A 13,462-nucleotide genomic window follows, 5' to 3' on the forward strand; every position below is an offset into this window, starting at 1 on the left:
CCCTCCTCCGCTGCGCCGCCAGCGGGGGCGCCGAACCGGGCGCCTGCGGGGAGGGGGAGTCATGAGAGGGAACTCCGGCGCCGCGCCGCTGGCTACGGCGCCGGAACTGCTTCCGGACGGTGCGGGGTCAGCGCACGCCTTCGGCGGCTACCGCATCACCGGTGTAGTGCGTCTCCGGCTTGCGTGCATCAACTCGGTAAGTGGCCTCGTTGAGCGACTGGGTGGTGCTCATGGTGTTGGCCTGCAGGTTGAAGATGTGCGCCGGCTTGAGCGCCAGCATCGGCGTGGACGGCAGCACGAACGGGGTGACCTGGGTGGTGCGCCACAGCTTGCCCTCGCTGTCGTAGCCGTCCATCAAGAGGATCATCCAGGAGTCCTCGTCGAAGTAGTACTTGCGCTTGGCCACCGCATGACGCTTGCCGTTGGCCACGGTCGCTTCCACTTCCCAGACGCGGTGCAGTTCCCAGCGCACCTTGTCGGGGTTGAGGTGGTGCTTGCCGTAGGCCTCGTCCAGCTTGGCGGTGACCACCTCGTTGGCGTTGTAGGGCACGTACAGCTCCTTCTTGCCGACCAGCTTCCAGTCGAAGCGGTCGATGTGGCCCATCAGGCCCATCACCTCGTCGAAGTAGTTGGCGCCGGAGGCGACGAAGTCCGGGGTGTCGTAGGCCACGGTCGGTGCACGGCGCACGCGACGCTGGCCGACCAGGTACTGCCAGGCCTGGCGCGACTGGGCGACGTCGATGCTGTCGCGGAACACCAGCGATTCGCCAGCCTTGAACGGCGGGGCGGTGGTGGCGAAGCGCATCAGGAAGTACTCGCCGCTCCACTTATCCGCAGATCCGTCCTTGTAGTAGTAGGGATACTGGTTGGACTGGTCGTTCTGGGTCGCCAGGGTGCGCGAGCCATCGGAGGTCAGCACGATGTTCTTGAAGTCGGTCACGTCGGTGGCTTCGTTCTCGACCCGCAGCAGGTGGTTCCAGATCACCTCGATGCCCGCCTTGGGGATCGGGAACGGGATACCGCCGTAGCAGCCCTGCAGCGACTTGCCGTCGTCCTTGGTCTGGCACTGGGTGGCGTTCTTCGCGGTGTTGTCATACACGTACTGCGGCGCAAGGCCAGTACGGTGGGTCGGATAGACGTCGACGCGGAAGCTGTCCGGATATTTCTTCAGCAGCGCCTGGGTGCCTTCGGACAGTTTGTCGGCGTACTGCGCCATGTTCTGCGCGGTGATCTGCGCGAGCGGCCGCTCATCTGCATAGACCTTGCGGGGAATGTCGCCGACTTTCTCTCCGGAAGCCGCCACCTTGGGAGTCGGCGTCCAGGCCGGGATGCTGCCGTCGGCGTTGCCGGCCATCTCACCCCCCAGCGGGTTGAGCGTCTTGCCCAGCGCGGCAGCCTCCTCGGGGCTCACCGCGGCCTGCACACCCTGTGCGCCCATCAGCACGGCAGCCAGCGCTGCCCACAAAGCCGTTTTCTTATGCATTTTTATGATCCTCGACTTGGGGATGTTCAGACTTAGAAAGTGCGTTGCACGGAGAAGGACACGAAGTCGCGGTCGCCGTGGAAGTTGTCATAGGAAAGCTCTGGGCGAGCGGTCCCATACTTGATGACCGAGCCATCCGGGCCGTAGTAGTGGGTAAAGCCCACGCTGGCCTGCCAGGTCTTCATGTAGTCGGCCTTGACGCCGATACTGACGTTGCCGCCGTGGTTGGCGGGGAACAGCGCGCCGTTGACCGAGGAGCGGCCGAACAGGCCGTAGCTCACACCGATCGGCACCTGCAGATCGAGGCCCGGAGCCACCTGGAAGTACTCGGGGGTGAAGATGAACTGTACGGCGCCGGCGTCGCGGGTGGCCTCGGGGTCGAGACCGTTGCCGGTGCCGGGGGTGGTATCGCCCTTGTCGGTGACGCTCAGGCGGCGGTTGAAGGCGAACTCGCCGATGAACGAGGCGCCATCCCACAGCGGACTGGCCTCCAGCACGCTGATCGCCGACAGGTTGAGGTGCATGGTGCGGCCTTTCGGGAAGGCTGAATGGTCGCCGCCATCAGCACTACCGATACCCATCGGCAAAATCACCGCGTTACCGGTCGCCACCAGCGGCATGTCGTCACGGAACGACAGTTCACCGGCGACGTTGGTCTCGCCGACCAGGGTGCTGAAGCTGAAACCGATGGTGCGGATGTCCTCGGCATAGACCTGCTCATAGAGACCGCTGGTCGGATACACGTAGAACTGCGGCATCTTGTCGTGATACTGCGCGGCGTAGATGCCGTACTCGGTATCGCCCGACTTGAACTTGACCTGTACGCCGCCCTGCCCCGAGTCGCGCGCCTCGATATCGTCGGCGCGGTTCACGGCGAAACCCGGTCCGAGGATCAACGACTCGCCGCCCTCGTCGACGAAGTCGGCAAAACTGAAGTAGCTGCCGGCACCCGGCAGGCGGCTCTTGCGCCATTCCAGCTGGTAGTAGGCACCGATCGAGACGTCCTGGTTGATCTGCAGCTGGCCGGCGATCTGGCCAACCGGGCGGAGGATCTCCTTGAACTGCGAGTTGGGCACCGACAGTGCCTTGATCAGATCGAGGGAAGTCTGCGCCGCGGCGATGCCGTTGGAACCGAAGAACAGGCTCTCACCGTACAGCTGGGTGAAGCGACCGGCCTTGGCGTTGAGGTTCATGTCACCCGGAGTGAAGCTGCCGTAGACGAAGGCGTCCAGCAGCTCGGCCTTGCGCCCATGCAGCTTCTCGGTGTCGCTGGTGAATTCGTCGTAATCAGCGCTAAGCGAGTTCACCAGCCCGGCAGGGCCAGGATTGTCGTTGGACTTGTTGTAGACGTCGTCGTACCAGGCCGCACCGCTCAGGCGCAGGCCGTAGTTGCGCTTGTAGCGCACGTCGAATTCGGAGAGCAGATCGAGGCGATTGGAAATCAGGCCGCGGTCGAAATTCTGGTCGCCATCGTTGGTGTTGACCTGCGGGCCGTTGGTCGAGCTGTCAGCAATGTCGGAGTCGACATCCTTGACCCGCCAGGCGGCGCTGTACTTGACGGTGTTGTCCCACGACATCCGCACATCGGGATTGCCGCTGTCGATCTGGAAGGCGAAGGCCGGGGCCCCGGCAGAGAGACCGGCGACGGCGCCGGCAACCGCAAAGAACAGCTTCTTCAGGTGAAACTTCGGCAGACTGGCGCTGTTGCCCATGTCTTGATCCTCGAAATCTTCTTGTTGTTGTGAATTTCGTTTTAGGGTGTCGCGAGCCCTGAAATCCCTTGGCGCTCACCCCGCTGCCAGCGGAGACAGTTCACAAGCTATTGCCGGCGAGACTTACCGTCCAATACCGATGAAAGCCCATGCCGATACCGGAAAGGTATCGGCATGGGCGCGGCATCCCACTGCCCGCGGAGGGCGCACCAGACAGCCATGCGTGCGGTTCAGCGCACGCCGTCACCGGCCACCGCGGCGCCGGTGAAGTAGCTCTCCGGCTTGGGCGGCACCACCCGGAAGTCCTCGCCGTTGAGCATCTGCACCACGCTCATGGTGCTGGCATCGAGGTTGAACACCACCGCGGTGCGCAGCAGGGTGGCCGGTATGGCCGGCACCACGTAGGGGATCGCCTGGGTGGTGCGCCACAGGCGCCCGTCCCTGTCGTAGCCGTCGACCAGGGCGATCGCCCAGCTGTCCTCGTCGACGAAGTAGCGGCGCCTGGGCACCGCATGGCGGCGGCCCTGCGCCAGGGTGGCCTCCACTTCCCAGACACGGTGCTTCTCCCAGCGCAGGTGCTCGGGGTTGAGGTGGTGCCTGTCGAGCGCCGCGTCGGCGCTGGCGGCCAGCAGGCCGTTGGCGTTGTAGGGGATGAGCATTTCCCGCTTGCCGACCAGCTTCCAGTCGTAGCGGTCCAGCGCGCCGAAGAAGCCCTGCACCTCGTCGAAGTAGTTGGCGCCGGAGGAGACGAAGTCCGGGGTGTCGTAGGAAACCGTCGGCGCACGGCGCACCCGGCGCTGGCCGACCAGGTATTGCCAGGCCTGGCGCGGGTACTTGCCATTGATGCTGTCGCGGGCGACCAGCGCCTCGCCGGTCTTGAACGGCGGCTCGACGGTCAGGTAGCGGAACATGGCGTATTCGCCCGACCAGTCCTCGGGTCGGGCGTCCTGGTAGTACGGCGGATACTGGAAGGCGATCTCGTTGCGCGTGGCCAGGGTATGGCTGCCGTCGGAACTGCCGACGATGTTGCGGAAGCGATACTCGATCGACGGCGCCTCGACGCGCAGCAGATGGTTCCACATCACCTCGACGCCCTGCCTGGGGATCGGGAAGGGAATCCCGCCGATGCAGCCCTTGATGGTGTCCCAGCCGTCGCGGATGCTGCAGCGCTCGGCGTTCCTGGCGACGTTGGCGTAGACCGCCGGCGGCGCCGCGGCGGTGCGATGGCTCGGGTAGACGTCAAGATGGAAGCTGTCCGGGTACTTGCGCAGCAGTTCGCGGGTGCCGTCGGAGAGCAGCGCATCATAGGCGGCCATGTTGGCGGCATCGACCCGGTACAGCGGTTGCTCGCCGGGGAACAGTTCGACGGGGATGTCGCCGAGCATCGGCCCGGGCGGCGCCTGGGTCAGACCGCCCTGCCAGGCGGGAATGCTGCCGTCGGCGTTGCCGGCCCGCTCGCCGCCCAGCGGAGTCAGGGTGCCGGCCAGACGGGCGGCCTCCTCCGCGCTCACCGCGGCCTGCAGCGCCGGCGCGCCCAGCACGGCAGCGACCAGGGCGATTCCCAGTGTGGTTTTCCGGTACATCGAAACATCCTCGAATCGGGGATTCGCCAGCGGGAACGGCGCACCGGGCAGCGAAGCGAACTTCGCCAGGCAATTGAGCGCAATTGCGCAAGTTCGCGCGGACAATTCGCCAGGCAATATCTCGACATGCCGCAGCGCAATTAAGCGGGGCCGCGATTGATTGGCCGGAATATCGAACAATCGAGACTGGCGGAAACTATCCGCATGCACGAAACATCAGGTGCGGGTAATCATCCGCCTGCGCAGAACTTCCCAGCGCTGCCTGCCGGCGGCGCCCACCAGCGATATCGTCGTTGTTATTGTAAATTCCGTTTCCTTGTGTATTTTTATTGCCGCGCCTGACCGCAACTTGCCGGGCAGGCGCGCAGGAAATCTATTGGCCGGCTGTCCCGGCGTCCAATACCATAAAAAACCGCCGCCGCTACCGTCAGGGTATCGAGTGGCCGCCCCGCTCCGACACAGGCTGCCTGCATGGATCTCCGCCATCTCCGCTACTTCATCGCCGTCGCCGAGGAACAGAACATCGGCCGCGCCGCGGCGCGCCTGCACATCTCGCAGCCGCCGCTGACCCGGCAGATCCAGCAGCTGGAGGAGGAGCTGGGGGTACTGCTGTTCACCCGCACGCCGCGCGGCATGGAACTGACCGGCGCCGGCGAGATGCTCCTCGAGGAAGCGCGCAACATCCGCGCGCTGGTCGAACAGGCCACCGAGCGCACCCAGCGCGCCGGCCAGGGCAAGCTGGGCCGGCTGGACATCGGCATCTTCGGCTCGGCGATCCTCGACACCATTCCCAAGCTGCTGACGGCGTTCCGCACCGCCTACCCGGAGGTCCGGGTGGTCCTGCACACCATGAGCAAGCAGGAGCAGATCGAGGCGCTGCGCCAGCGGCGCATCGGCGTGGGCTTCAACCGCATCATCACCCCGCTGGCCGACATCGCCTCCGAGCTGGTCACCCAGGAGTCACTGCTGCTGGCCGTGCACGAGCGCCATCCCCTCGCCCGCCTCGCGGTGGTGCCCTTCACCGCGCTGGCCGAGCATCCGCTGGTGCTGTTCCCCTCCGGCAGCCGGCCGAGCTTCGTCGACCGGGTGATCGGCCTGTGCCAGCAGGCCGGCTTCGTCCCCCAGGTGGCCCAGGAGGTGGGCGATGCGGTCACCGCGGTGGCGCTGGTGTCCAGCGGCTTCGGCGTCTCCCTGGTCTCGGCCTCCACCGCGGCGCTGACCCTGCCGGGCGTGGTGTACCGGCCGCTCGCCGGTCTGCCCGCGGACGCGCGGGTCGACCTCAGCTGCATCTTCCGCAGCGACGACCACTCGCCGATCCTCGCCGCCTTCCTCGAGGTGGTCCGCGAGTTCCGCAGCCGCCACTACCCCGACAGCCCCGCCGCCTGAAGCGGCTCACCGGCCCTGGTGCCGGCGCACGAAGCGCCGGTCCAGCCAGTCCTTCCACAGCCCGCACCAGCGACCCTCGGTGGTGAAGCCGGCCCAGCTCAGCAGCGCGCCGCCGCGGCCGTCGGCCAGCAGCGCCAGGCTGTGGCGTTGCGGCCGGTAGTCCTGCAGCGGTTTTCCCGTCAGCGCGCACGCCAGGTTGCCGGCCAGCAGCGGTCCCTGACGCACCGCGTGCACGCCGTTGCGCGGCGTGCCGGCCCGGCTGGCGCAGTCGCCGCTGGCGAACACCTGCGGGTGGGACAGGCTCTGCAGGGTGGCGGCAACGGCGACGAAGCCGCGCAGGTCGCTGGCCAGCCCGGAGCTGCGCAGCCAAGGCAACGGACTGGCGCCCGAGGCGAGGAGCAGCCGCGGCCCGTGCCAGACCGGCTGGCCGCGACTGAGTAGCGCCGCGCCGCGAATCCTCTCGACCGGACAGCGCTCGTGGACCTGCACCCCAGCCGCCTGCAGGTGCTGCAGCGCCCGCAGGCGCAGCGAAGGCGGATGGCCGGCGAGCAGTTCGGCGGCGCTGAACAGCGCCAGTCCCGGCACCTGGCGGGCCATGGCCAGGGCCAGCTCGACGCCTGCCGCGCCGCCGCCGAGGATCGCCAGGCGTTCCGGCGCGCGCTGCCAGTCCTGCCAGCGCGCCAGGAAGGCCGGGAACGGCTTGACCGCCAGCAGCTCCATACCCGCGTCCTCGTGCGCCGGCGCCTGCGGCGGTGCACCGGCGTCGAGCGACAGCCAGCGCCCCTGCAGGCGCTCCCCGTCCTCCAGGCGCAGGCTGCGGCTGTCCGCCTCCAGGGCGGTCACCGCCGCCTGACGCCACTCGATGCCCGCTGCCCGGCACAGCGGCGCCAGCGGTATGCAGCACTGTTCGCTCCGGTAACGCCCGGCGAGCAGTCCCGGCAGCATGCCGGAGTACCAGGCGGCGTCCTCGGGGCAGACCAGCTCGATGCGCCCGCGCGGGCGCCGGCCCGCCGCCCACAGGCGCAGCACGCCGAGATGGGCGTGACCTGCGCCGACCAGCAGCAGGTCGCAGGCCGCGCTCACCGCCCGCCCCCGCGCCGCCAGCGATGGAAGTGCGCCAGGGCGCGCAGCACCAGCGGCGGCGCATGCGCACGTCGCCATTCGTCGGCGACGTACTTGTTGGCCTCGGCCAGGGTCGGGTAACTGTGCACGGTGGCGAGGATCTTGTTCAGCCCCAGGTCGTGGCGCATGGCCAGCGCGAACTCGGCCAGCAGTTCGCCGGCCTGCTCGCCGACGACGGTCGCGCCGAGGATGCGGTCGCTGCCCGGCACGGTGAGCACCTTGACGAAGCCTGCGGCGGCCTCCTCGACGATGGCGCGGTCCAGCTCGGCGAGGTCGTAGCGGGTCGACTCGCAGGCGATGCCCTGCTCGCGCGCCTCCCTCTCGGACAGGCCGACCTGCGCCACCTCCGGGTCGGTGAAGGTGACCCGGGGGATCACCCGGTAGTCGGCGGGAAAGCGCTTGAAATCGCCGAACAGGCCGTTGACTGCGGCATACCAGGCCTGATGGGCGGCGAAGTGGGTGAACTGGTAGGGCCCGGTGACGTCGCCCACGGCGAAGATGTTCGGGTAGCGGGTGGCGAGGAACTCGTCGGTCTCCAGCGTCCGGTTCGGGCGCAGCTCGAGGCCCAGCGCCTCCACCCCGTAGCCTTCGACACTGGCCACCCGGCCGAGGGCGACCAGCACCTGGTCGAAGCCGATGAGGGTTGCCGTCCCGCCGGCCAGCTCGCGGGCGACCAGCTGGCGCTGGCCGTCCAGGCATTCGAAGCGCTCGGCGCGGTGCTGCAGGTGCAGCTCGACGCCTTCGGCGCGCAGGCTCGCCGTCACCGCGGCGCTGGCCTCGACATCCTCGCGGCCCAGCAGGCGTTCGCCCTGCTCCACCAGGATCACCTGGCAGCCGAGGCGCTGGAAGGCCTGGCTGAGTTCGCAGCCGATCGGCCCGCCGCCGAGCACCAGCAGCCGCCCCGGCCGCTGGCGCAGTTTCCAGATGCTGTCGGAGGTGTACGGCTGCATGTCGGCCAGGCCGGGAATCTCCGGGAGCAGCGGGTGGGCACCGGCGGCGATGACGATGGCGCGGGTGGTCAGGCTGCGTCCGTTGACCTCCACCGTCCACGGTGAGGTGATGCGCGCCTCGCCGTGGATCACCTGCACGCCCTGCTCGATGTAGCGCGCCGCCGAGTCATGCGGCGCGATCTGGCGGATGACCCGCTGCACCCGCTCCATGACTGCGGCGAAGTCCACCTCGCCGTGCGCCTGCACGAAGCCCAGCGCCTCGGCGCGGCGCAGCTCGCGGGCCAGGCGCGCCGAGCGGAGCAGCGCCTTGGACGGCACGCAGCCGGTGTTCAGGCAGTCGCCGCCCATGCGGTACTTCTCGACCAGGGTCACCTGCGCCTGCAGCGCCGCGGCCAGCCAGGCGCTGACCAGTCCGCCGGCGCCGGCGCCGATCACCACCAGGTTGCGCTCGAAGTGCCGCGGCCGCTGCCAACCGGCGTAGACCTGGCGCGCCTTGAACCAGGCCAGCAGGCGGCGGGCCAGCAGCGGGAAGATGCCGAGCAGGACGAAGGCGCCGAGCAGCCCCGGCGAGAGGATGCCGGCCAGCGATTCCAGGCGGCCCAGTTCGCGCCCGGCATTCACGTAGACCAGGGTGCCCGGCAGCATGCCGAGCTGGCTGACCCACCAGAAGGTGCGCGCCGGCAGGCTGGTCAGGCCCATCGCCAGGTTGATCAGGAAGAACGGGAACAGCGGCACCAGGCGCAGGGCGAACAGGTAGAAGGCGCCTTCCCGGGCGACGCCCCGGTCGATGGCGGCCAGGCGCGCGGCGAAGCGCCCGCGCACCCAGTCGCGCAGCAGGTAGCGGCTGATCAGCATGGCCAGGGTGGCGCCGAGGGTGGCCGCCAGCGATACCAGCAGGGTGCCGCCGAGCAGACCGAACAGCGCGCCGCCGATCAGGGTCAGCAGGGTCGCGCCGGGCAGCGACAGCGCGGTCACCGCCACGTAGAGCAGCACGTAGAGGCCGGCGGCCAGCCAGGGCCGCGCCGCCACCGCGGCGTCCAGCCCGGCCTGGCGGGCCTTGAGGGTTTCCAGGCTGAGGTAGTGGCCCAGGTCGAACAGGAAAAATGCCGCGACCAGCACGCCGAGGAGGCCGAGCAGGAGCAGCCGCCAGCGGCCCATCGCCTAGCCCCTGAGCGCGCCGCCGCAGCTGGAGCCTTGTCCGGCAGTGCAGGCGAAGCAGTGGTCGCGGGTGACGATGGGGTTGCCGCCGAGGTCCGTACGCAGCAGGTCGCGCAGGTGGGGGCGCTGGCGGCCGATCAGCTCGAGCGGCAGACCGAGCATCTGGTTGAAGTCGCAGTCGTACAGGTAGCCCTGCCAGTCGACGCTGACCAGCGAGCGGCACATCACCGCCGCGAGGTTCTCGGCGCGGTAACTGTCGCGCAGCAGCTGCAGGTAGGCGCTGAACTGGCCCTTGCTGACCAGCGTGCTGCCGAAGCGGGCGATGGGCTGGTTGGTGATGGTCAGCAGGTGGTCGAAGCGGATGCCGAAATCGGCGGCCAGGTGCGCCTTGTAGTCGGCTTCCAGCGCCGCCTGCGGCGGCGGCAGGCTCGGCCCCTGCGGGTTGTACACCAGGTTGAGCACCAGCCCGTCGCCGGCGCCGTAGCCGAGGGCGTTGAGCCGGCGCAGGCCGGCGATGCTGCGCTCGAACACGCCCTCGCCGCGCTGGCGGTCGACGTTGTCCCGCGCGTAGCACGGCAGCGAGGCGGTGATCTCCACGCCCTCGCCGGCGAGGAACTCGGCGAGATCCTCCTGCCCCGGCTCGCCGAGGATGGTCAGGTTGCAGCGGTCGATCACCCGCAGCCCGGCGCGCCGCGCATGGCCGACCAGCTGGCGGAAGCGCGGGTGCAGCTCCGGCGCGCCGCCGGTCAGGTCGAGGGTGTGCACCGGATGGGCGTCGATCACCGCGCGGAGGACCGCCAGGGTGGCGTCGTCCATGCTTTCGGTGCGGGTCGGCCCGGCGTTGACGTGGCAGTGCAGGCAGCGCTGGTTGCAGCGATAGGTCAGGTTGACCTGCAGGGCTTCCAGCCGGCCGCGCCGGATGGCCGGAAAGCCGAGGGCATCGAGCAGTGGCAGCATGTCGTGCATGGCGGCGGGTTCTCCTCGGCAGGCGGCCTCGGGTGCGCGGGCGGTCATAGTGAACTATAGGTTTCCTTCATCGACCTGCCGCGAGTCCTGTCCATGTCCGAGCGAAACAGCCCTCCCCCTGCCCTGGTTCTGGTCTGCAAGCGTCCGGCTCCCGGGCACGGCAAGCAGCGCCTGGCGGCGCGCCTGGGGACGGCGGCGGCACTGGAGATCGCCGAGCGGCTGCTGGACTGCGCGCTGGAGGACCTGGCGGCCTGGCCGGGCGCGCGGGTGATCGCCCCGGATGCGGCGCAGCACTGCGCCTGGGCCGCCGGGCGGCTGCCGGAGTGCCTGTGCCTGGCGCAGCCGCCCGGCAACCTCGGCGAGCGGCTCAACGCCCTCGACCGCCGCCTGCGTGCGGCCGGCCATCGCGCCCTGGCGTTCATCGGCAGCGACGCCCCGGCGCTGACAGAGGAGCACTACCGGACGGTGCGCGCCGCCCTCGCCGAGGTCGACACTGTGCTGCTCGCCGCCCGTGACGGCGGCGTGGTGCTGATGGCCTCGCGGCGGCCCTGGCCGGACCTCGCCGGCCTGCCATGGAGTACCCCCGGCCTGGGCGCGGCGCTGGCCGAGAGCTGCCGGCGCGCCGGCCACTCGCTGCGGGTCTGCGGCGAGTCCTTCGATGTCGACGAGGCCGCCGACCTGCTGCAGGTCCGCCGCCACCTGGCAGGCGATCCGCGGCCGGCGCGGCAGCAACTGCTCGCCGCCCTGGCCGGGCTCGAGGTGTGCGCATGAGCGACGCCGCCGGGGTCAGCGTGATCATTCCCTGCCTGCACGACGAGGTCGTGCTGCGCAACCTGCTCGGTCAGCTGCAGGATGAGGCCCGTCGGGACGGTCAGCCGCTGCAGGTCATAGTCGTGGATGGCGCGCGCAGCCAGCGCTGCCGCGCCCTGTGCGAGCTGCATGGCGTCCTCTGGTCGCCGGCCGATCCCTGCCGCGGCGAGCAGTTGCGCCAGGGTGCAGCGCTGGCCACGCACGACATCCTCTGGTTCCTGCATGCCGACGCCGAACTGGACGGCCAGCCGCTGGCCGAGCTGCGCCTGGCCATCGCCGAGGGGGCCGTGGGCGGCTACTTCGCCTTCCGCTTCAGCGGCGCACCGCCCTGGCAGGGGCGGCTGATCGAATGGGCGACCAACTGGCGCACCCGCATCGGCGTGCCCTATGGCGACCAGGGCCTGTTCGTCAGCCGCAGGGCCTACTCCAGCGTCGGCCAGCACGCGCCCTGGCCGCTGTTCGAGGAGGTACCGCTGGTCCGCGGCCTGCGCGCGCAGGGCGAGCTGCGCTGCATCGCGCAGGGCCTGCGGGTCAGCCCGCGGCGCTGGCAGCGCGACGGCTGGTGGCGGCGCTGCCTCGGCAATCGCCTGCTGGCCCTGAGCTTCGCCGTCGGCATCGCCCCGCAGCGCCTGGCCCGGATGTATGCTGGCCGGCCCTGTGCAGCCAGGCGGCGAGGCGCCGGTGGCCGGAAACGGCCGCTGGGCTCCTAGATCCGTACGCCAGAAATGGGCCGCACACTGTCTGGAATCAGTATCCTGCAGCTGTCCGCATGCGATCCTGCGGGCGTTCTCCCCTGCAAGGAATCCGCATCATGAAGAACATCAAGTCGAGCTGCCTGGTCCTGTTCCTCGGGCTGACGCTGCTCTGGCTGCTGGCCGACGACGTGCTGACCCGCGACTACGAGTTCTTCGCCCTGCGCGGCTCGATGGTCAACCTCACCGGCATCCTCGCCATGGGCGCGATGAGCTTCGGCCTGCTGCTGATCATCCGCTGGTCCGCGATGGAGTCGCTGCTCGGCGGCCTGGACAAGAACTATCGCCTGCACAAGTGGCTGGGCATCGGCGCGCTGGTGCTGTCCATCGCCCACTGGCTGTGGGCCAAGGGGCCGAAGTGGATGGTCGGCTGGGGCTGGCTGGAACGGCCGGTGCGCAAGGCCGGTGGCGCCGCTGCGGGCAGCGAGCCCTCGGCCGTGGTCGCCTTCCTGCGCAGCCAGCGCGGCCTGGCCGAGGAACTCGGCGAGTGGGCCTTCTACGCCGCCGTGCTGCTGATCGTCCTCGCCCTGCTCAAGCGCTTCCCCTACCGCTGGTTCTTCAAGACCCACCGCCTGCTGGCCATCGTCTACCTGGTGCTGGTGTTCCATTCGGTGGTGCTGATGAAGACCGCCTACTGGAGCTCGCCGCTGGGCCCGCTGATGGCCGCGCTGATGCTCGGCGGCACGGTGGCCGCGTGCATCTCCCTGCTGCGCCGGGTGGGTCACGCGCGGCGCGCGGTGGGCGTCATCGAGTCGCTGGAGCATCACGAAGGCAACCGCGTGCTGGGCGTCGGCATCCGCCTGCAGGATCGCTGGCCCGGGCACGAGGCCGGGCAGTTCGCCTTCGTCACCTTCGACCGCGCCGAGGGGCCGCACCCCTTCACCATCTCTTCCGCCTGGCACGACGACGGCCAGCTGCTGTTCAACATCAAGGGCATCGGCGACTACACCCGCACTCTGCCGCAGACCCTCGGGATCGGCGACATGGTCACCGTCGAGGGCCCCTACGGGCGCTTCGACTTCGGTGGCGAGCAGAACGCCCAGGTGTGGATCGGCGGCGGCATCGGCATCACCCCCTTCATCGCCCGCATGCAGGCGCTGGCGCAACACCCGGACGGCCACAGCGTCGACCTCTTCTACTGCACCAGCGAGCCGGACGAGGCGTTCATCGCCCGCCTGCGCGGGCTGGCCGAGCGCGCCGGCGTACGCCTGCACGTGCTGGTCAGCGCCCGGGACGGCCGCCTGACGGTCGAGCGCCTGTGCCAGGAGGTGCCCGCCTGGCAGTCCGCCAGCTTCTGGTTCTGCGGCCCGGCCGGCTTCGGTCAGGCGCTGCGCGAGGGGCTGGTGGCGCGCGGCCTGGACTCCGCCGATTTCCACCAGGAGCTGTTCGACATGCGCTGATGCGCCCGAGGCAAGGCAGGAACGACCCCGTGCGGAGGTCGTTCCTGACGAAGCCCGTCAGGCCTCGACGGCCTTGACCATGTCCTCGACCACCTTCTTGGCGTCGCCGAACACCATCATGGTCTTGTCCATGTAGAACA

General features: G+C 69.4%; 11 protein-coding genes. 4 read left to right on the forward strand and 7 right to left on the reverse strand.

Going from position 1 to position 13,462, the window contains the following annotated elements; all coding sequences use genetic code 11:
* Positions 1–127: 127 nt before the first annotated feature.
* From E5198_RS02430 to E5198_RS02440, 3 genes are all read right to left on the reverse strand, one after another.
* Positions 128–1,483, reverse strand: a complete 1,356-nt coding sequence (locus E5198_RS02430; RefSeq protein ID WP_136488420.1) for a DUF1329 domain-containing protein — start codon at positions 1,481–1,483, stop codon at positions 128–130.
* Between the two features lie 32 nt (positions 1,484–1,515).
* Entirely contained in the window at positions 1,516–3,195 is a 1,680-nt protein-coding gene (locus E5198_RS02435; protein WP_136488421.1) for a DUF1302 domain-containing protein, read from the reverse strand.
* Between the two features lie 230 nt (positions 3,196–3,425).
* Positions 3,426–4,778 carry a DUF1329 domain-containing protein gene (locus E5198_RS02440; RefSeq protein WP_136488422.1) on the reverse strand — a complete coding sequence of 451 codons (1,353 nt, stop codon included), beginning with the start codon at positions 4,776–4,778 and terminating at the stop codon, positions 3,426–3,428.
* Positions 4,779–5,249: 471 nt separating this feature from the next.
* Between E5198_RS02440 and E5198_RS02445 the strand changes: the two genes are divergently transcribed.
* Positions 5,250–6,164 (forward strand): LysR substrate-binding domain-containing protein, encoded by a 915-nt coding sequence (locus tag E5198_RS02445; RefSeq protein ID WP_136488423.1) that lies wholly within the window; start codon positions 5,250–5,252, stop codon positions 6,162–6,164.
* A 6-nt stretch (positions 6,165–6,170) separates the two neighbouring features.
* Here the strand turns inward: E5198_RS02445 and E5198_RS02450 are convergent, their stop codons facing one another.
* Genes E5198_RS02450 through arsS form a run of 3 tightly spaced genes read right to left on the reverse strand, consistent with a single transcriptional unit; the run spans position 6,171 to position 10,360 of the window.
* Positions 6,171–7,247 carry an FAD-dependent oxidoreductase gene (locus tag E5198_RS02450; protein WP_256658938.1) on the reverse strand — a complete coding sequence of 359 codons (1,077 nt, stop codon included), beginning with the start codon at positions 7,245–7,247 and terminating at the stop codon, positions 6,171–6,173.
* Positions 7,244–9,394 carry an FAD-dependent oxidoreductase gene (locus E5198_RS02455; protein ID WP_136488425.1) on the reverse strand — a complete coding sequence of 717 codons (2,151 nt, stop codon included), beginning with the start codon at positions 9,392–9,394 and terminating at the stop codon, positions 7,244–7,246. Before E5198_RS02455 ends, E5198_RS02450 begins: the two co-directional genes overlap by 4 nt.
* 3 nt (positions 9,395–9,397) lie before the next feature.
* Complete coding sequence (arsS, locus tag E5198_RS02460) at positions 9,398–10,360, reverse strand: arsenosugar biosynthesis radical SAM (seleno)protein ArsS (protein WP_136488426.1); 963 nt, start codon at positions 10,358–10,360, stop codon at positions 9,398–9,400.
* Positions 10,361–10,453: 93 nt separating this feature from the next.
* Between arsS and E5198_RS02465 the strand changes: the two genes are divergently transcribed.
* The 3 genes from E5198_RS02465 to E5198_RS02475 all read left to right on the forward strand — a co-directional run bounded on the left by E5198_RS02465 (position 10,454) and on the right by E5198_RS02475 (position 13,322).
* Entirely contained in the window at positions 10,454–11,131 is a 678-nt protein-coding gene (locus E5198_RS02465) for a DUF2064 domain-containing protein (protein ID WP_136488427.1), read from the forward strand.
* A complete protein-coding gene (locus tag E5198_RS02470) occupies positions 11,128–11,880 on the forward strand; it encodes a glycosyltransferase family 2 protein (RefSeq protein WP_136488428.1) in 753 nt (250 codons plus the stop codon). The genes E5198_RS02465 and E5198_RS02470 overlap by 4 nt, the downstream gene beginning before the upstream one ends.
* A gap of 101 nt (positions 11,881–11,981) precedes the next feature.
* The gene (locus tag E5198_RS02475; RefSeq protein ID WP_136488429.1) at positions 11,982–13,322 is read left to right on the forward strand and encodes a ferric reductase-like transmembrane domain-containing protein; all 1,341 of its coding nucleotides are present in this window, start codon (positions 11,982–11,984) and stop codon (positions 13,320–13,322) included.
* A 57-nt stretch (positions 13,323–13,379) separates the two neighbouring features.
* Here E5198_RS02475 and E5198_RS21905 read toward each other — a convergent pair.
* Positions 13,380–13,462, reverse strand: an 83-nt coding sequence (locus E5198_RS21905; RefSeq protein WP_256658940.1) for a hypothetical protein, incomplete at its 5' end; no start/stop codon positions are given.

It is taken from the genome of Pseudomonas sp. A-1 (assembly GCF_004801855.1).
In the GTDB taxonomy this organism is placed as follows: domain Bacteria; phylum Pseudomonadota; class Gammaproteobacteria; order Pseudomonadales; family Pseudomonadaceae; genus Geopseudomonas.